At 65.1% G+C, this 16,518-nt stretch carries 15 protein-coding genes; 6 read left to right on the top strand and 9 right to left on the bottom strand.

What is annotated here, in order from left to right; all coding sequences use genetic code 11:
- Positions 1 to 116 precede the first annotated feature (116 nt).
- From hpaE to AC3A4M_RS16200, 5 genes are all read right to left on the bottom strand, one after another.
- Positions 117 to 1,637 carry a 5-carboxymethyl-2-hydroxymuconate semialdehyde dehydrogenase gene (hpaE, locus tag AC3A4M_RS16220; protein ID WP_169998178.1) on the bottom strand — a complete coding sequence of 507 codons (1,521 nt, stop codon included), beginning with the start codon at positions 1,635 to 1,637 and terminating at the stop codon, positions 117 to 119.
- Positions 1,638 to 1,979: 342 nt separating this feature from the next.
- Entirely contained in the window at positions 1,980 to 2,969 is a 990-nt protein-coding gene (locus AC3A4M_RS16215; RefSeq protein WP_498736912.1) for an LLM class flavin-dependent oxidoreductase, read from the bottom strand.
- 111 nt (positions 2,970 to 3,080) lie between these two features.
- Positions 3,081 to 3,263: a PspC domain-containing protein gene (locus AC3A4M_RS16210; RefSeq protein ID WP_074700742.1), complete on the bottom strand. Its 183-nt coding sequence runs from the start codon at positions 3,261 to 3,263 to the stop codon at positions 3,081 to 3,083.
- Positions 3,264 to 3,272: 9 nt separating this feature from the next.
- Positions 3,273 to 3,644, bottom strand: coding sequence for a hypothetical protein (locus tag AC3A4M_RS16205; RefSeq protein WP_498736911.1), 372 nt, complete (start codon positions 3,642 to 3,644; stop codon positions 3,273 to 3,275).
- Between the two features lie 38 nt (positions 3,645 to 3,682).
- Positions 3,683 to 4,549, bottom strand: coding sequence for an EamA family transporter (locus tag AC3A4M_RS16200; RefSeq protein WP_498736909.1), 867 nt, complete (start codon positions 4,547 to 4,549; stop codon positions 3,683 to 3,685).
- 110 nt (positions 4,550 to 4,659) lie between these two features.
- Here AC3A4M_RS16200 and AC3A4M_RS16195 point away from each other — a divergent pair, with 110 nt between their 5' ends.
- On the top strand, positions 4,660 to 5,511 hold the full coding sequence (locus tag AC3A4M_RS16195; protein WP_498736908.1) for a LysR family transcriptional regulator: 852 nt from the start codon (positions 4,660 to 4,662) through the stop codon (positions 5,509 to 5,511).
- A 51-nt stretch (positions 5,512 to 5,562) separates the two neighbouring features.
- On the opposite strand, the gene AC3A4M_RS16190 is transcribed toward AC3A4M_RS16195, so the two are convergent.
- The gene (locus AC3A4M_RS16190) at positions 5,563 to 6,018 is read right to left on the bottom strand and encodes an Lrp/AsnC family transcriptional regulator (RefSeq protein ID WP_264671073.1); all 456 of its coding nucleotides are present in this window, start codon (positions 6,016 to 6,018) and stop codon (positions 5,563 to 5,565) included.
- A 114-nt stretch (positions 6,019 to 6,132) separates the two neighbouring features.
- On the opposite strand from AC3A4M_RS16190, the gene AC3A4M_RS16185 reads away from it, so the two are divergent.
- The 3 genes from AC3A4M_RS16185 to AC3A4M_RS16175 all read left to right on the top strand — a co-directional run bounded on the left by AC3A4M_RS16185 (position 6,133) and on the right by AC3A4M_RS16175 (position 9,180).
- Complete coding sequence (locus AC3A4M_RS16185) at positions 6,133 to 6,783, top strand: LysE family translocator (protein ID WP_498736906.1); 651 nt, start codon at positions 6,133 to 6,135, stop codon at positions 6,781 to 6,783.
- Between the two features lie 227 nt (positions 6,784 to 7,010).
- Positions 7,011 to 7,358 (top strand): GNAT family N-acetyltransferase, encoded by a 348-nt coding sequence (locus tag AC3A4M_RS16180; RefSeq protein WP_498736905.1) that lies wholly within the window; start codon positions 7,011 to 7,013, stop codon positions 7,356 to 7,358.
- Positions 7,359 to 7,566: 208 nt separating this feature from the next.
- The gene (locus AC3A4M_RS16175; RefSeq protein WP_498736904.1) at positions 7,567 to 9,180 is read left to right on the top strand and encodes an AMP-binding protein; all 1,614 of its coding nucleotides are present in this window, start codon (positions 7,567 to 7,569) and stop codon (positions 9,178 to 9,180) included.
- A gap of 44 nt (positions 9,181 to 9,224) precedes the next feature.
- On the opposite strand, the gene AC3A4M_RS16170 is transcribed toward AC3A4M_RS16175, so the two are convergent.
- Complete coding sequence (locus AC3A4M_RS16170) at positions 9,225 to 9,773, bottom strand: acyl-CoA thioesterase (protein ID WP_498736902.1); 549 nt, start codon at positions 9,771 to 9,773, stop codon at positions 9,225 to 9,227.
- A 112-nt stretch (positions 9,774 to 9,885) separates the two neighbouring features.
- On the opposite strand from AC3A4M_RS16170, the gene AC3A4M_RS16165 reads away from it, so the two are divergent.
- Positions 9,886 to 10,920 carry an NAD-dependent epimerase/dehydratase family protein gene (locus tag AC3A4M_RS16165; protein WP_498736900.1) on the top strand — a complete coding sequence of 345 codons (1,035 nt, stop codon included), beginning with the start codon at positions 9,886 to 9,888 and terminating at the stop codon, positions 10,918 to 10,920.
- A gap of 20 nt (positions 10,921 to 10,940) precedes the next feature.
- On the opposite strand, the gene AC3A4M_RS16160 is transcribed toward AC3A4M_RS16165, so the two are convergent.
- Positions 10,941 to 12,638: a BCCT family transporter gene (locus tag AC3A4M_RS16160; RefSeq protein WP_498736898.1), complete on the bottom strand. Its 1,698-nt coding sequence runs from the start codon at positions 12,636 to 12,638 to the stop codon at positions 10,941 to 10,943.
- A gap of 107 nt (positions 12,639 to 12,745) precedes the next feature.
- On the opposite strand from AC3A4M_RS16160, the gene AC3A4M_RS16155 reads away from it, so the two are divergent.
- Complete coding sequence (locus tag AC3A4M_RS16155) at positions 12,746 to 13,354, top strand: cob(I)yrinic acid a,c-diamide adenosyltransferase (RefSeq protein WP_498736896.1); 609 nt, start codon at positions 12,746 to 12,748, stop codon at positions 13,352 to 13,354.
- Here the strand turns inward: AC3A4M_RS16155 and AC3A4M_RS16150 are convergent.
- Entirely contained in the window at positions 13,351 to 16,518 is a 3,168-nt protein-coding gene (locus AC3A4M_RS16150; RefSeq protein WP_498736894.1) for an alpha-mannosidase, read from the bottom strand. The genes AC3A4M_RS16155 and AC3A4M_RS16150 overlap by 4 nt on opposite strands.

The raw sequence follows: 16,518 nt of genomic DNA, 5'->3' as shown, positions 1-16,518 counted from the left end.
GTGAGGGAGTGGGCGCATGGACCTGGGCCCACTCCCTTCGGGGGCTAATGCTAGCGACGGAGGTCTGGACTCGGCGTCAGCCCCGGTCAAGCGTCCGGAGCAAGCCGGACAAGCAATTAGGCGTCGCCGGTTTCCCGGCTGGCCTCAACGCCGAACTTGGGCGAGTGGGCCTCGTTGAGGGTGATCTGCACCGACTGCTGAGTGGTGTAGAAGTCGACCGAGCGGTAGCCGCCCTCGCGTCCGAGGCCCGAGGCCTTGACGCCGCCGAACGGGGTGCGCAGGTCGCGCACGTTGTTCGAGTTCAGCCACACCATGCCCGACTCGATGGCGTGCGCGAAGTTGTGCGCGCGCTTCAAGTTCGTGGTCCAGACGTAGGCTGCGAGGCCGTACTTGGTGTTGTTGGCGAGCTCGAGCGCCTCTTCGTCGGTGTCGAAGGGGGTGATCGCGACGACAGGCCCGAAGATTTCCTCCTGGAAGATCCGGGCATCGGGGGCGACGTCGGCGAACACGGTCGGTGCGACGTAGTTGCCCGTGGGGAAGCCGTCGGGACGACCGCCGCCGGCGAGGAGGCGGCCCTCGGACTTGCCGATCTCGATGTAGCTCATGACCTTGTCGAAGTGGTTGGGATGCACGAGCGAGCCGACCTCGGTCCCGGGATCGCTCGGGAGACCCACCACGATGTTCTTCGCGCGCTCGGCGAAGCGTGCCACGAAGTCGTCGTAGATGTCCCGCTGCACGAGCACGCGGCTGCCGGCGGTGCAACGCTCGCCGTTCAGACTGAACACACCGAAGACAGTGGCGTCGAGGGCGGCTTCGATGTCGGCGTCGGCGAAGACAACAGCCGGGCTCTTGCCGCCAAGCTCGAGCGAGAGGCTCTTGAACTGGGGGGCGGCCGCGGTCGAGATGGTGGCACCGGTCGAGCTGTCACCGGTGAACGAGACGATCGGCACATCCGGGTGCTTCACGAGGTAGTCGCCCGCGACGCCGCCGGAACCGAAGATCAGGTTGAAGACTCCCTCGGGCACGCCTGCCTCGCGGAAGATCTCGGGCCACAGCGCGGCGGAGAGCGGCGTGTAGCTGGCCGGCTTCATGACGACGGTGTTGCCAGTCGCAAGTGCCGGGGCGAGTTTCCACGACTCCTGCATGAAAGGCACGTTCCACGGCGTGATGAGCGCGGCGACGCCGATCGGCTTGCGGTTCACGTAGTTGATCTGGCGACCGGGCACCTTGAACGCGTTGTCTTCCTGCCCGACGATGAGGTCGGCGAAGAAGCGGAAGTTCTCGGCGGCGCGGCGGGCCTGGCCCTTGGCCTGGGTGATCGGCAGGCCGGAGTCGTAGCTCTCGAGGTAGGCGAGTTCGTCGTCGCGCGATTCGACGATATCGGCGATCTTGTGCAGCACTCGCGAGCGTTCGCGGGGCAGCATCTTCGGCCAGGGGCCTTCCTTGAAGGCATGCTTGGCGGCCGCGACGGCGAGGTCCACGTCTTCCGTCTGGCCGGACGCGGCCGTGGCGTAGGTCTGGTTGGATACCGGGTCCAGGACCTCGAAGGTCTCGCCGCCGATGGAGTCGACAAACTTGCCATCGATGTAGTGCTGGATGTGGTCGGGCAGGTTCTCCGGGACAAAGTGCTTGCTCACGGGCGTGATCCTTCCCCCCTCGTTCAAGGGGTTTCTTCCAAGGGCGAGAACGTTTCGGATTTGAAATCGTATACGATCCATGGTGACCGAAGACACGCGCTGCTGTCAATAGCTCACCCACGCGCATCTGCGCCATGAAGACGCTCGGCCCTTCCCGAGCCCCGGCACTGCGCTCAAGCTGACCGACTGGCTGCCGAAGGATCTTGAGGAGTCAGCTACCGACTGGTGCCGTTCCTTACCTCCCTCATGGTGCCGATGCTGGCCCTGTGAAACGGAAATAAGAAACCGGTGATCATTAGGTGCCCTGGGCCGATGCCAATCGACCCAGGGCACCTCGTCGCCTTAAGCGGCAACCAGACCGCTGACCTCGGCCGTCAGCTCCACCGAACGGAGCCGCTGCGCCGTCGTCGGCGATTGGTGCGCGACAATCAGTTCGTCGGCGTCGGCATGCTTGGCGAAGCCGTCCAGGTACTCCTTGACCGCTTCCGGCGTGCCGACCGCGGAGTACTTCACCATTTGCTCGATGTGCTGGCCCTGCGGGGACTCGAGGATCATGTCCGCTTCCTCGTCGGTGAACGTGCGGTCGCGGCCGAAGAGCAGCGAGACGCGGGAGCGCTTGGTGATGTGGAGCTGCGCCTGGGCATCTTCGTTGGAATCGGCGGCGATAACGTTCACGCCCGCGATCACGTACGGCTCGGCCAGCTGCTCGGAGGGCTGGAATTCGCGGCGGTACGCAGCCACCGCATCCCGCAGCGCGTTCGGCGCGAAGTGGGAGGCAAAGGAGTAGGGCAGGCCCAGCGCGGCGGCCAGCTTGGCGCCGAAGAGGGAGGACCCGAGAATGTACAGCGGCACATTGGTGCCCTTGCCCGGCGTCGCCTCCACGCCGGGAATGCGCGACTGCCCGATCAGGTAGCCCTGCAGTTCCTGTACGTCCTGCGGGAAGCTCTCGGCGCTCATCGGATCGCGGCGCATCGCGCGCATCGTGTTCTGGTCGCTGCCCGGCGCGCGGCCCAGGCCAAGATCAATCCGCCCCGGATGCAGCGTCTCCAGCGTGCCGAACTGCTCGGCGATGGTCAGCGGCGCGTGGTTGGGCAGCATGATGCCGCCGGCGCCAAGCCTGATGCTCTCCGTGTGCGCGGCAACATGGGCAATCAGCACGCTGGTCGCCGAGGACGCGATCGAGGACATGTTGTGGTGCTCGGCGTACCAGACGCGGCGGTAGCCCAGCTCTTCAGCCCGCTGCGCGAGGGCGACGCTGCCCTCGAGGCTGTCCCGCACCGTCTCGCCCTTGCCGATGGTTGCCAGATCGAGGATGGAGAGAGGAACAGTCACTGGTAAGCCAGCCTTTCGTCAGACGCGCATTTCCGGGCATGGTTGCCCGGGTACACCATGGACAACGACGGCGGTGCTCAGCTTATTTCTGCGGCTGCACTTGGGAGCGGCTCAGGGCGCTTTGGGAATCATGATCCACAGCAGGATGTACACGATTTCGCCGATGCCCACCAGGCCAAAGATCACGAACCCGATCCGTACAAGCAGCTTTGGAATTCCGAACCGGGCGGCGAGCGCGGCGCAAACGCCGGCGATCATCTTGCCACTGCGGGGCCGAACCAACGTAGAGTTCATGATTTCAGGCTACGCGCGTATTGCTATGCCGTGAACAATGGCCTTCCCAAGCAGCAGCCGGATCACCTCAGCGGTCCGCTCGTCGCTGTCGGTGACCGGCATTGAACGTACCTGTTTGCCGTTGCCGATCAGCACACCCTGGGGGTCGGAAAGCGCAGCTCCGTGCTCGAAGGTCAGCAGGAGACGCTCGGGACTGGGGAACAAGGCGCACACATAGCCCGCCTCGGCATCATGAAAACCAACAGCCTGCCACCCGCGGTACACCCGCTGCTCAAGGTCCGGTTCGGCGTCGAGCAGAATGGAGCGGACCCACAGGGCAAGTTCTGCCTGCTCCGGGTGGTACCGGCGCAGATAGTCCTCGGCATCTTCTGCTGCAGTCATCCCGTCTGCCTCCTTCGGAACTGCTTAATCGCAGCAGTTTAAGCCCGGATATGGATCCCAGTCGATGCTTGCGCGGGAGCCGGATCATTTTTATCAGGGCCACCGAGCAGCAGGACACTTACGTTGGCACAGACGATCAGCACGGTGCCGAGCCACTCGGTTGCCCCGAATGCCTGGCCCAACATGAGCATCCCGATTACCGCGGCGAAGACCGGGTTCACGCTCATCAGCAGTCCGAAGACGTGGGTGGATACGTGACGCAAGGCGATGAGGTCGGCTACGTAGGGCACCGCGGATGCCATGACGCCGGCAGTCGCTGCGCAGGCAATGGCGAAGAAGCTCGGCGGATTGTTCAGGAAGAGGATGATGCCCACCGGCACGAACAGCATCGCCGAGACTCCCGTCGCGGCCGCGGTTCCTTCGATCCCTGGAATGCGGTTTCCAATAGAGCGGTTTAGCAAAATGTACGATGCCCAACTGCACGCGGCAACGAGCGCGAGACCGATGCCAAGGTAGTCGGTCGAGGGCTCCGGCCAGCTAATGATCACAACGCCGGCCCCCGCAAAAAGGCCGGCGATTGCTGTGCCGACCTTCCGGGAGCTGAAGAGCGCAACGGCGAGCGGGCCGAGGAATTCGAGCGTAACGGCCAGGCCTAGTCCAATACGCTCAATGGCGGAATACAGGCTGAGGTTCATCGTGGCAAAAACCAGAGCCAGTAGCAGGACTGGCCACCACTGATGGCGCGTGAAATTGCGCAGGCGCGGCCTGACGGTCGGTAGCAACAGCGCAGCGGCGACAAACTGGCGCACCGCAACAACTCCCACCGGGCCGATCAGCGGAAAGCCGAGGGAAGCGACAGCGGCTCCAGTCTGGTTCGACAATGTGCTTCCGAGCAGGGTGAGCACGCCTGCCCACCCGCGCTTCTTCGTGCTGCCGTTTGCCTTCATATGGCCATCGTTCCCGTCAAGCAACAGTTCAAGAAATGCATCGACCGTGCGACTTATACACTGAGCGCATGAATGTTGAGATCCGTCACTTGCGCTGTTTGGTTGCCATCGCCGAAACGGGCAGCTTTACCGATGCAGCCATCGAACTTGGCGTCTCGCAGGCTTCCATCTCCCGCAATTTGGCCAGCCTTGAAGCCGAGCTCGGCGTCCGGCTTGTCGACCGCACAACGCGGTCGCTCCAACTGTCTCCGGCTGGCGAGAGGACGCTGATCCACGCCCGCCGCCTCCTCCTGGTCCTCGACGGCTTGGAACGGGACGCGCGGTCGGAGAAAGCGGTAGTCCGGCTGGGGTATGCCTGGTCCGCCCTTGGAAAGCACACCGTGGAGTTTCAACGCAGGTGGGCGACCGCCCATCCTGATACGGAACTCCAACTCATTCGCACCAATGCCGCCACCGCGGGTCTGGCCGAAGGGGTAGCAGACTTGGCCATTCTCCGGCGGGAGCCCGATCCCGAAGCCTTCGATATGACGCGCATCGGCTTCGAAAAGCGCTATTGCGCGATGGCTTCGGATGACCCGTTGGTTTCACGCCGGAGTGTGACCCTGGCCCAGGTCGCCGAGGGCACCGTTGCGCTCGACCTCCGCACGGGCAGCACGAACATTGAACTGTGGCCGGCAGAAGGGCGGCCCCAATCCACCATCAGCATCGGCAACATCGATGACTGGCTGACGGTCATCAGCAGCGGCCAAGCCCGCGGCATCACTGCCGAAGCCACCATGCACCAGTACCGCAGACCGGGGCTGACCTATCGCCTGGTACGGGACGCCCCCGCGCTGCCGGTCTATGCAGCTTGGCCGAAATCCCGCCCGTCGGGCGAGACAGGTGCCATCGTCAAACTGCTGACCGAGCTTTATAGCTAGCACAAGGACTTTCCGGGCTACCCATCCGCCCTCCCCCGCCAACGGTGTCCGTCAGAGCGGCAGTCCCGCACCGGCCTTGAGGTTCTTCATGACGATGGTGGAGGTCAGTTGCTCCACCGCAGGCAGCGCGGAGAGCTCTTCATCATAGAAGTGCTGGTAGGCAGACAGATCCGCCGCAACCACCTTGAGCAGGTAGTCGATGTCGCCGAAGAGCCGCTCCGCTTCAATGATGTGCGTATTGGCAATGACCTGGCGTTCGAACTCCGCCAAGGTGGCACGGTCCACTTGGCGCAAGGTGACAAACACGATGGCCTCAAAACCCAGGCCGACGGCGGACCGCTCGATGTCCGCCCGGTAGCCGCGGATCACGCCGGAGGACTCCAGCTCGCGCAGCCTGCGGTGGCAGGGCGCGACGGTCAGTCCGATGTCACTGGCGAGCGCAGTGGCAGTCCTTCGCCCATCCTGCTGGAGGCTGCGCAAAATACTTCTATCAATCTTGTCAACCACGCAAGAATCTTACTCCAGACCTGCAGTTCGGCAATAAAAAGGTAAGCACTTCTCACCGGATTTTTCATACGGTTATTCCAGTTAATCAGCCACCGCTTCGAGCAGGAGTTCCCCATGGATCAGCAGCTGTTTTTCGGCTTCGCCATTGTCGCCTTTACGCTGGCCTGCACCCCGGGAGCCGACTGGGCCTATTCGATTGCGGCAGGCCTGGGCCAGCGCAGTTTCGCCCCGGCAGTTGCCGGGCTGTGCAGCGGCTATGTTCTGCACACCCTGCTGGTCGCCGCCGGACTCGCTGCCCTCATCGCCAGCCAGCCATCCCTCCTTGGTTGGCTGACGGTAGCCGGCGCCGTCTATCTCGTCTGGCTGGGAATCAGCACGGCGCGGAGTTGGCGCGCCGCCAGTTTCAGCAGCGGAGGGGCGGACAACCCGCCCAGCACCAAAGGCCGGGTGGCAACATTTTTCCGCGGGATGGGGACCAGCGGCATTAACCCCAAGGGCCTGCTGCTTTATGTGGCGCTGGTACCGCAGTTCGTCAGCCCGCAGGCGTCCCTGCCCGCATCCATCCAGTCCGGCATCCTAGGCCTGTCCTTTGTCGCGGCTGCCGCCCTCGTTTACACCCTGGTCGCCTTGGCTGCCAGGAAGTTACTCGCCTCCCGTCCTGCCGCCGCCGGCCGGGTCACCTTGGCCAGCGGCACCATCATGATCGTCCTGGGCGGCGTTCTGCTGTGGGAGCAGGCCGGACCCTTGCTGGCCTTCTTCGCCTAGCCGCCACCCGCGATGCGGGGCCCTGCTAAGGCAGTCGCCGCCGTCGTTGTTTCCCGCCCTTCCCGACATAGCACGGCAATGGGACTGCATTGTCGGGGGAAGCTGGGCATGGTCCTGGCACTGGTCGGGCAGGCTGCGCCCGCGTAGCGTAAGGGCCAATGCCTGTACGGGATAGAAAATGGCGGCTGACCCGGCCTCGATCCCTGACAAGCGCTGCAGGAGGCAATGTGGAGCAACGGCGCACCATCACCATCCGGAACAATCCCGACCGCCGGCGTTACGAACTCCTGGACGGCGACGCCGTCATCGGCAAGGCCCTCTGGGTTCCTTATGAGGCGACGGACGGAGCGCAGCGGATTTTTTACCACACCGTTGTCGACGACGCCTACGCCGGACAGGGCCTGGCCTCCCAGTTGGCTCGCTACGCGCTGGACGACACCAGCAAAGCAGGCCTACCGATCATCCCGGTATGCCCCTACATCAAGAAGTGGCTGCACAAACATCCCGACTACAAGTCACAAACCGTGCTGGTACGCCCAGAGCACCTTGCCGCCGTACCCCGGCCAAAGGCGTAGTAACGGCGCCAAGTCGGCGCACTGCCAAGGCAGGCACCGCCGTCGTTGTTGGAATCGCCCCGTAGGGCGCCTACCAGGTGGCTTGGGTTGAGCCAGCGCTGTGGCTGCGGTCACAAACGGACAGGCGGAGTCGCTAGCATGGAGCAAACCGGGTAACCCACCCGCCTTGAGCCCGATCACGCCAAAGTCGTTCCGAACGGAGTCCTTCATGCCAGAGCCCGCCGCAGTGCCCCAGTTGACCGAACCGGTGAAACCAGCCGAACTGCTCTGCGACCGGCACCCCGCGGCCGACACCGCCTTCACCGTGATCGAACCGGATTTGAGCTCGACGGACCTGAGCTACGGCTGGCTGAAGGACCGTTCGGAGCAGGCCGCGGCTGCCTTCGCCGCCCTGGGCGTGAAGCCGGGAGACCGGGTGGCGACGCTGATGGGCAAGAGCGCGGATCTGGTCGCGGTGCTCCTGGGCCTCTGGCGGCTGGGCGCCGTGCACGTTCCGCTTTTCACCGCGTTCGCCACGCCTGCCATCGAGGTACGGCTGGCCCGCAGCGGCGCCGCCGTCGTCGTCGCCGATGCAGCCCAGTTGCAGAAGCTCAATGGACTGCGGGACAAGCTCGGATTGCAGGTGATCGTCGCCGGCGCCGATCCCGCAACAGCAAATAACGACGGCGGCGCGGCGCACCTCAGCGCGTTGCTCGACGCGCAGGGCACGGGCTTCCCCGCCGTCGAACGCTCGCTCGATGACCCACTGGTGGAGATCTTCACGTCCGGGACCACGGGCGAGCCCAAGGGCGTCCCGGTTCCGGTCAAGGCTCTGGAGGCATTCCACGCTTACCTGTGTTACGGGCTGGACGTGCGCGAGGACGATGTCTTCTGGAACGTGGCCGATCCGGGCTGGGCCTACGGGTTGTACTACGGGCTGCTGGCGCCGCTTTATGCCGGCCGGCGCAACCTCCTGCTGCGCAGCGGCTTCGATCCGGAACTCTGCTGGCAGATCCTGCGGGACTTCAAGGTCACCAACTTCGCCGCCGCACCCACCATCTTCCGGTCCATGCGCGCCGCACGCCCCGAAGGCATCGACGGGCTCGCCGTCCGCCGCGCCTCAAGTGCCGGCGAACCCCTGGATGCGGACACCATTGCCTGGTCCGCGAAGTATCTCGGTGCGGCGGTCCGTGACCACTACGGGCAGACCGAAATGGGCATGTGCATCATCAACTGCTGGGAGGAATCGGCCGCTCGCGAAGTCCGGCCGGGGTCCATGGGCTTTGCCATGCCCGGCTACACCAGCACCGTGCTGGAGATGGACTCGGACGAGGCCGCGGCTCCCGGTGTGAAGGGGCGAGTGGCGCTGGATGTTCCCGCCAGCCCGTTGTTCTGGTTCAACGGCTACACCAACGATCCGGCCAAAACCGCCGGGCGATTCAGCGCCGACGGCCGCTGGTACTACACCGGGGACACCGGGCAGTTGGACGAGGACGGCTACACCTATTTCTCCTCGCGCGACGACGACGTGATCATCATGGCCGGCTACCGGATCGGCCCGTTCGAGGTTGAGTCCGTCCTCGCCACGCATCCGCTGGTGCAGGAGAGCGCCGTGATCGGGGTGCCGGACGAGCTCCGGGGCGAACGGCTGGAGGCTTATGTGGTGCTCCGGGATCCTGCGCGGGCCTCGGATGAACTGGAGGCCGAGCTGCAGCAGCTGGTCAAGCAGCAGTACGCCGCGCACGCCTACCCGCGGACGGTCCACTTCGTCGACGAACTGCCGAAAACCCCCAGCGGCAAGCTGCAGCGGTTCGTGCTCCGCGCCCAGCACGCCAAGGAATAACGCCCGCGAATCCAGCGGCGCCCCGTCGTCGTCGTTAGTGGTCTTTACTTGAGCCAGGCGTGCGGCGCGGGGCGGCGCGTGCTGGGCAGCGAGTTGTTCAGCCGCCACTCGTGGATCCACTCGGGCAGGACCAGTTCCGCCGGCGGCTGGCCCGTCTCGGCGAAGATCTCTTCGTTGCTCACCGGGCCGTGTTTGGAGACCAGGCGGGCGCAGATGTAGGCGCGGGCGTAGATTTCGCCGCCGCTGACCATCCGCTGCTCGAAGAAGATGGCCCGCTCGTCGAACCCGATGATCTTCGATTCGATGGTGTATTTGGCGCCGAGGTTCAGCGGCTTGCGGAAGCTGATGGTCTCCCCGCCGACGATCGGGTTCCAGCCGTTGCGGCGCATCACGGCCCACATTCCGCTGCGGACCATCAGGTCGAACCGGCCCAGATCCATCAGCGAGAAATACATCCCGTTGTTGATGTGCAGGGCCATGTCCACGTCGGCGGGCAGCACACGCAGCGGCAGCGAGGAGGTGTCCCAGATGCCGAGTTTCGGCCGGCGGCGGGAGCGGAACAAATGGAAAAGGGTGCGCAAAAGCAGATGCATGACCCACATGCTACCCGCTGGTAACTTAGGCGGCGCGAACTTGGCCGCGGCTCTGTTGCGCCGGTCGCGCGCCGCGTAGGGTAAGGGCATCTGATTCCAGAGGAGGGCCGCCATGCGAGTCGCCGTGATCGGAGCTACCGGAAACGTGGGAACCGCGCTGTTGCGCCGCATGCAGCGGGCGAAAGCGGAGGACCATGACGCGCTGGAGATCGTCGGGATCGCCCGCCGTCTGCCGGAGATGCCCCGGGAACCGTACGACGGCGTCACCTGGCATTCCGTCGATGTCGCTGGAGATGCGGCGCGCGAACGGCTGGCCGAGGCACTCAACGGTTGCGACGCCGTCGTCCATTTGGCCTGGGTGCTCCAGCCCAACCATGACGAGCCCTTCATGCGCCGGATCAACGTGCACGGCACCGCGAACGCATTGGCGGCGGCGGCGGAGGCTGGAGTGCGGCACTTTGTCTGCGCCTCGTCGGTCGGCGCCTACAGCCCCGCGAACAAAAACCGGCCCGTGGACGAAAGCTGGCCGGCGCGCGGCATAGCCTCCTCGCACTACAGCCGTTTCAAGGGCGAGCAGGAGCTGCTGCTGGACGAATTCGAGCGGCGGCACCTGGAAATGCTGGTGGCGCGGCTGCGGCCCGGCCTCATTTTCCAGCACGACGCCGGCGCCCAGATTGGGCGCTACTTCCTCGGCCCGCTGATCCCCAAGTTCTTCCTGAACAAGCTCCGGATTCCGCTGCTGCCCATCCCCCAGGCGTTCAAATTCCAGGTGGTCCATGCCGACGATATCGCCGATGCCTACTGGCGGGTGGTTGACCAGCGCGCAGGCGGCGCGTTCAATGTCGCGGCGGATCCGGTGTTTACGTCCGAACTGCTCGGCGGAATGCTCGGCGCCCGGAGGGTGCTGAACGTCCCGGTGGGACTGATCCGTGCCGCCGTCGGCCTCTCCTGGGCCGTGCGCCTGCAGGCGTCGGACCCCGGCTGGATCGACATGGCCCGGAATGCTCCCATCATGAAGACGGACCGGGTCAGAACCGAGCTCGGCTGGACCCCGCGGTACAGTTCCATCGAAGCGCTACAGTCGGTGCTTGACGGACTTGCTGCCGGCCAGGGCGTTACCGGCTCCCCGCCGCTGCACCCGCGGTAGTCGCAATGTTGAGGCAGCCGTTACTTGTCGTCTGGTTCCCTTTTCGTTGGGCTGTCAACGATATCGATGGAGCCGGTTTCTACGGGTTGGCCAAAGGGAACCGTGGTCGGTACGGCAGTTGCGCCCCGGACCGGCCCCATCCGGCGTTGCCGCAACGGATCCTTCCGAAGATCAGCGTAGAGGGCGACGCAGAGGCCCATGATGATCAGCACAAACGGAGTCGCCGCCAAAATGGTGAACGTTTGCAGCGCGCCCAGCCCGCCGACAAACAGCAGGACAGCCGCCACCGCGCCGGTAAGGATCGCCCACATGATGACCAGCGGTTTCCAGGGTTCCTTCTTGCCCCGCGAGGACAAGGTGCCAAGCACTAGTGAGCCCGCGTCGGCGCCACTAACGAAGAAGACGGCCGTCAACACCATGACCACAATCGCAGCTCCCGTAAAGAACGGGTACTGCTGCAGCAGCGCAAAGAATCCCGCCGCCTCGCTGCCGGTCCCGGCTATGTCCAGCCCGCCCAGCTGGGCGTTGATGCCAGCACCGCCGAAGATGGTGAACCAGATGATGCTGACTGCAGTGGGAACCAGCAGCACGCCGAGGACAAATTCCTTGATGGTGCGGCCACGCGAGATCCGGGCGATGAAGGTGCCCACGAACGGCGTCCACGAAATCCACCAGGCCCAGTAGAAGATGGTCCAGCTTGCCAGCCAATCCCCGCCGCCGAAGACCGCAGAGTGGAAGCTCATCGACATGAGGCTGGACAGATAGGTACCGATGGAGTTCGGTAGCAGGTCGAGGATGAACACCGTAGGCCCGACGACGAAAACGAATACCAGCAGGACAGCGGCCAGGATCATGTTGGTGTTGCTCAGCCACTTGATGCCCCTGGACACCCCACTGGCGGCAGAGAAGACCACGCCTACCGTCAGGACACAGATAATGAGGATGGGCAGCGCGGCGCCTGGGTTGTCGTCGAACTCGCCCGTCCTCAGCAAGGTCAGTCCCGCGGCAATCTGCAAGGCACCCAGCCCCAGCGAGGTGGCCGAACCGAACTTCGTGCAGATGATGGCGAGGATGTCGATCGGCTTACCCCAGCCCTTCTCGATCCGCTCTTTGCCCAGCAGGGAGTGGAACGGCGAGCTCATCAGGTTGCCGCGGCCCATCCTGTAGGTGGAATAGGCCAGTGCGAGGCCCACCACGGAGTAGATGGCCCATGGATGCAGTCCCCAGTGGAACAAGGTGTAGGCCATGGCCTCGCTTGCGGCGGCGTCGCTGCCCCCTTCCGCGCCCACAAACGGCGGAGGCGAGGCGAGGTGTGTGACCGGTTCGTAGACGCCGAAGAACATCAGGCCAATGCCCATGCCTGCGCTGAACATCATGGCGATCCAGGAAAGCGTCGAAAACTCCGGTCCCTCCCCTTCCCGGGCGAGCGGGATGTTGCCGTACCGCCCGAATGCAAGGACCAGGGAAAAGGCAACGAATCCGGTGGCGGCCAGGATGAAGAGCCAGCCGAAGGTACTGGTGATCCAGCCGAGGGCCGCGCCAGCAGCCTCGTCTATGGCCTCTGTGAAAAAGATGCCGAGAATACAGACGGCGACGACGATCACCAAGGAGACGCCGAAAACAGTTTTGTCTATGCCGGCCCATCCATGGGCCGGAGTGTCGGAGACCGCATCACCCAATTGCGCTTCCGGTGATTTACCCGCTTGATGTTCACGCATGGAAACCCTCGCTGGTCCGTGTTGTTCTGCCTTGCTGCAACGGGACTAAGCCCTGTTCAACGCTTGCCACTTCTGCCCCGGAATCTATCGTTAGTATAGTTGCAGCCATGAACGAGCTAGGCTACACGCACAGCGGCGACTCCGGCCAAACGGACTTCGGCGGACATGGCACGATTCCCAAGACGGATGTGAGGGTCGTCGCGTACGTGGAGTGCGATGCGGCGAACGCCTCAATCGCCGTGACGCTGGCCGGAGGCACCCTGCCGCCGCATCTGGTAGCAACGCTGGTCAGCGTGCAGAATGACCTGTTCGACCTGGCCACGGATCTCAGCATTCCGACCAACAGTCCCACGCCGGCCATGGCCCGGATCATTCCCGGCCATACTGAGCGGATCGAGCGCGCCATTGAGCATTTCGAGCAGAGAGCCGGTGACCTGAGCGGCATGCTCCTGCCCGGCGGAACCTTGGCCGGAGCACACTTGTACCAGTCCCGCTCCGTTGTCCGGCGCGCCGAAGTTGCCGTCTGGCGTGCCGTCGAAGAACACCCGGACACGGTTAACGTGGAGTGCGCCCGCTACATGAACCGCCTCTCCGGCCTGTTGTTCGTGATGGCGCGCGGGGCCAACGCCGAACATGGCGACGTGATGTGGGTGCCGGAATCTTCCGTCTCGATGCCGGCCGAAAACCCGGAAGAGACCGGTGGTGAAAGCCTCTAGCGGCGAAACCGGAGGGTAGCCAGCTGGAAGGGTCTGAGCCGCAACCGGGCTCCGGAGCCCACGTCATTGAGCCAGCCCGCCGGAACCTCGCGCTCCAGCAGGTCAGTGGCGGCCACGCCGTCGTAATCAAAGTCGGGCTGCAGTACTGCTTCGGCCCGGGCGCCGTGCGCCTCGTACAAGCGGATCACCACATCGCCGCTGCGGTCTTCGGCCAGCTTGACCGCTTCGATGACCACGGCGGGATTATCGACGGCGAACAGCGGCTCCAGCCCGCTGCTGCCGGCATCGGTATGGGCACCGGTATCGGCCCCCCGTGCTTCGGTACCCACATCCCGGCCGCCGTTCGCTTCCGCGCCGGCCCCTGTTTCGCCGGTGGTGCGCAGCGGGAGGTTCAGCCGATACCCCTCCGCCACGGCTTCGGGTATCCCGGCGTTCGGCCGCAGCGAGAAGCGGAAGGAATGCCGCCCTTGGTCCGCCCCCGGATCCGGGAACAGCGGCGCGCGCAGCAGCGACGCCCGGACGGAAGTGTACGTGCCGGCACCGTCGGCGAGCGCGGCGCGGCCGATGTCGTAACCGTAGGTGGCGTCATTGGCCAGGGCCACGCCGTAGCCGGGCTCTGCGACGTGGATCCAGCGGTGAGCCACCGTTTCAAAGCGGGCGGCGTCCCAGGATGTGTTGCTGTGGGTGGGCCGGTAGATGTGTCCGAACTGGATTTCCGAGGCGGCGCGGTCCGCGTGCACGTCCAGCGGGAACCCCAGCTTGAGAAGTTTCTGTTGCTCGTGCCAGTCCACCTCAATTTCAAGTTCGACGGCGCTTCCGTCCTGGCTCAGCCGGATCTGCTCGGTCAGGACGGAGTTCCCGAAGGAATGGCGGATCCGCAGCCCGGGCGTCCCGTCCGTCTCCAGCGGTTCCACAAAGTCCGCCTTGCGCAGCTCTGCCACCGTCGCCTTGTAGTGCTCGTCGAGGTCCCACGCATCCCACTGGTTGGGCGTGTCGCGGAAGACCTGGAACAGGTTGCCCGCCAGCCCGGCCGGGACCAGTTGCCGTCCAGCCCCGCGGTCCAGCAGCGAGGTGAGCAGTCCGGCGTCGTCAATAATCAGTTCCAGCACTTCACTGCGCAGGGTCCACCCGCCCTCGCCATGTTCCAGCCTGACCGGCACAGGTTTTCTGGGCGCACCGCCGCCCAGCCCGGGCACCCCGGCTATCGGATAGGGACCGGCATTGACGCTGAGCCGGCCGCTGTCCCGATTGACGACGGCGGCGAGGGCCTCCGCGATCAGTCTTTCCAGCGTTTCGGCCACCTGCGCGTAGTTGCGCTCGGCCTCCTGATGGACCCAGGCGATCGATGAGCCGGGCAGGATGTCGTGGAACTGCTGCAACAGCACCGTCTGCCAGGCGCGCTCCAGCTCGTCATAGGGGTACGGCGTACCTTTGCGGATGGCCGCGGTGGTGGCCCAGAGCTCGGCCTCGCGCAGCAGATGCTCGCTGCGCCGGTTGCCACGCTTGGTCCGCGCCTGCGAAGTATAGGTGCCGCGGTGGAACTCCAGGTACAGCTCGCCCGAAAAGACCGGCGGCTCCGGATACTCCGCCTCGGCCGCGCGGAAGAACGTTTCCGGGCCGGAGATCTGCACCCGCGGCGAACCCTCGAGATCTGCCGTTCGGTAGGCCGCCGCGAGCATCTCGCGGGTGGGCCCGCCGCCGCCGTCGCCCCAGCCGAAGGGCAGCAGCGAGGTGTTGGCCGGGCCCATTTCGCGGTAATTCCGTTGGGCATGGGCCAGCTGTGCCGCGGAGATGTCCGAGCTGTAGGTATCCGCAGGGGGGAAGTGCGTGAAGATCCGCGTGCCGTCGATCCCTTCCCACTGGAACGTGTGGTGCGGGAAGCGGTTGGTGTCGTTCCAGGAGATCTTCTGCGTCAGGAACCAGCGGGAACCGGCGGCCTTGACGATCTGCGGCAGCGCGCCGGAGTAGCCGAAGGAATCCGGCAGCCACACGTCCAGCGGCTCCACCCCGAAGTTCTCCAGGAAGAAACGCTTGCCGGCAACGAACTGCCGCGCCAAAGCCTCCCCGCCGGCCATGTTGGTGTCCGGTTCCACCCACATGCCGCCGGCGGGCACAAAGCGGCCGCCGCGCACGGCTGCGGCCACCCGCTCGAACAGTTCCGGATAGTGCTCCTTCAGCCACGCGTACTGCTGGGCCGACGAAGCGGTGAAGACGAAATCCGGGTGCTCCTCGATCAGGTCCAGCACGTTGGAAAATGTCCGGGCCACTTTGCGTACAGTCTCACGTACGGGCCAGAGCCAGGCGCTGTCGATGTGGGCATGGCCGACGGCATGGATCCGGTGCGCGCTGGCATACGCCGGGGCCTGAAGCACTTCGGCCAGGCAGGCCCTCGCTGCCGGGGCCGTCGAGGCGAGGTCCTGCGGATCGGCGGCATTGAGGGCCCGTTCCAGTGCACGCAGGATCTCATGCCGGCGCGGCAGGTCCTCGGGCAGCTCGCGCATCAGCCCGTCCAGCGTCCGGAAGTCCTGCGTCAGTTCCCACACCTGCATATCCAGCAGTTCCAGGTCCGCCCGGGCCAGCACATTCTGCGGCTCGCTGCCGGCGGTGGCCTTGTCCCCCAGCGGCGTGGGCGCGAAGAGGAATCCGTCCGCGACGTTGGGGTTCGACGCCGCCTCCACATAAAACTCGATCCTGCCATCAGCTCCAGGAGCCAGCGGGACATACATGTTCAGCGGTTCAATGCCTTTGATGATGCTGCCGTCCGGGCGATAGGCCATCCCTTCGGCCTGGAAGCCGGGCAGCAGGGAGGTGCAGCCGAGGTCGATTACGGCCTCCAGCCGCGCGGCGCCCTCGCCCTCCCCTACGGGCAGCCCAACGGAACCTTCCCCGCGGAGGCGGGTGCCGCCGTCGTACTTTGCGGTCCAATCCGCGGGAACCTCGCCGGTGAACCGGAACCAGGTGGTCCCCCATGGCAACCCCCAGGGCCGGCCCACGGCAAAGGGCTCGAACTGCTGCAGCATCGCCTCCGTGCAGGGAACCGGCTCGTCCGGGCAGGCCCATGCCTCGACCCGCAGCGGTACAGCCTCCCGGTAGAGTTGTGCTGCGAGCCGCTCCGTCATGAACCGCTGGATCCGTGCCTCGACCAGTAACCGGTTGTCGTGCAT

The sequence above is a fragment of the Arthrobacter sp. Soil_C_60 genome (assembly GCF_057656375.1).
Note: the sequence above shows the minus strand (reverse complement) of the source record. Positions and strands in the feature narration are given on the sequence as shown.

Excerpts from the sequence above, each read along its gene's own strand:
- AC3A4M_RS16170 (WP_498736902.1), bottom strand. The coding sequence starts at position 9,773 with ATGCATCTGCTTTTGCGCACCCTTTTCCATTTGTTCCGCTCCCGCCGC.
- AC3A4M_RS16155 (WP_498736896.1), top strand. The coding sequence starts at position 12,746 with ATGAACGAGCTAGGCTACACGCACAGCGGCGACTCCGGCCAAACGGAC.
- AC3A4M_RS16195 (WP_498736908.1), top strand. The coding sequence starts at position 4,660 with ATGAATGTTGAGATCCGTCACTTGCGCTGTTTGGTTGCCATCGCCGAA.
- AC3A4M_RS16210 (WP_074700742.1), bottom strand. The coding sequence starts at position 3,263 with ATGAACTCTACGTTGGTTCGGCCCCGCAGTGGCAAGATGATCGCCGGC.
- AC3A4M_RS16150 (WP_498736894.1), bottom strand. The coding sequence starts at position 16,518 with ATGCACGACAACCGGTTACTGGTCGAGGCACGGATCCAGCGGTTCATG.
- AC3A4M_RS16175 (WP_498736904.1), top strand. The coding sequence starts at position 7,567 with ATGCCAGAGCCCGCCGCAGTGCCCCAGTTGACCGAACCGGTGAAACCA.
- AC3A4M_RS16185 (WP_498736906.1), top strand. The coding sequence starts at position 6,133 with ATGGATCAGCAGCTGTTTTTCGGCTTCGCCATTGTCGCCTTTACGCTG.
- AC3A4M_RS16160 (WP_498736898.1), bottom strand. The coding sequence starts at position 12,638 with ATGCGTGAACATCAAGCGGGTAAATCACCGGAAGCGCAATTGGGTGAT.
- AC3A4M_RS16165 (WP_498736900.1), top strand. The coding sequence starts at position 9,886 with ATGCGAGTCGCCGTGATCGGAGCTACCGGAAACGTGGGAACCGCGCTG.
- AC3A4M_RS16205 (WP_498736911.1), bottom strand. The coding sequence starts at position 3,644 with ATGACTGCAGCAGAAGATGCCGAGGACTATCTGCGCCGGTACCACCCG.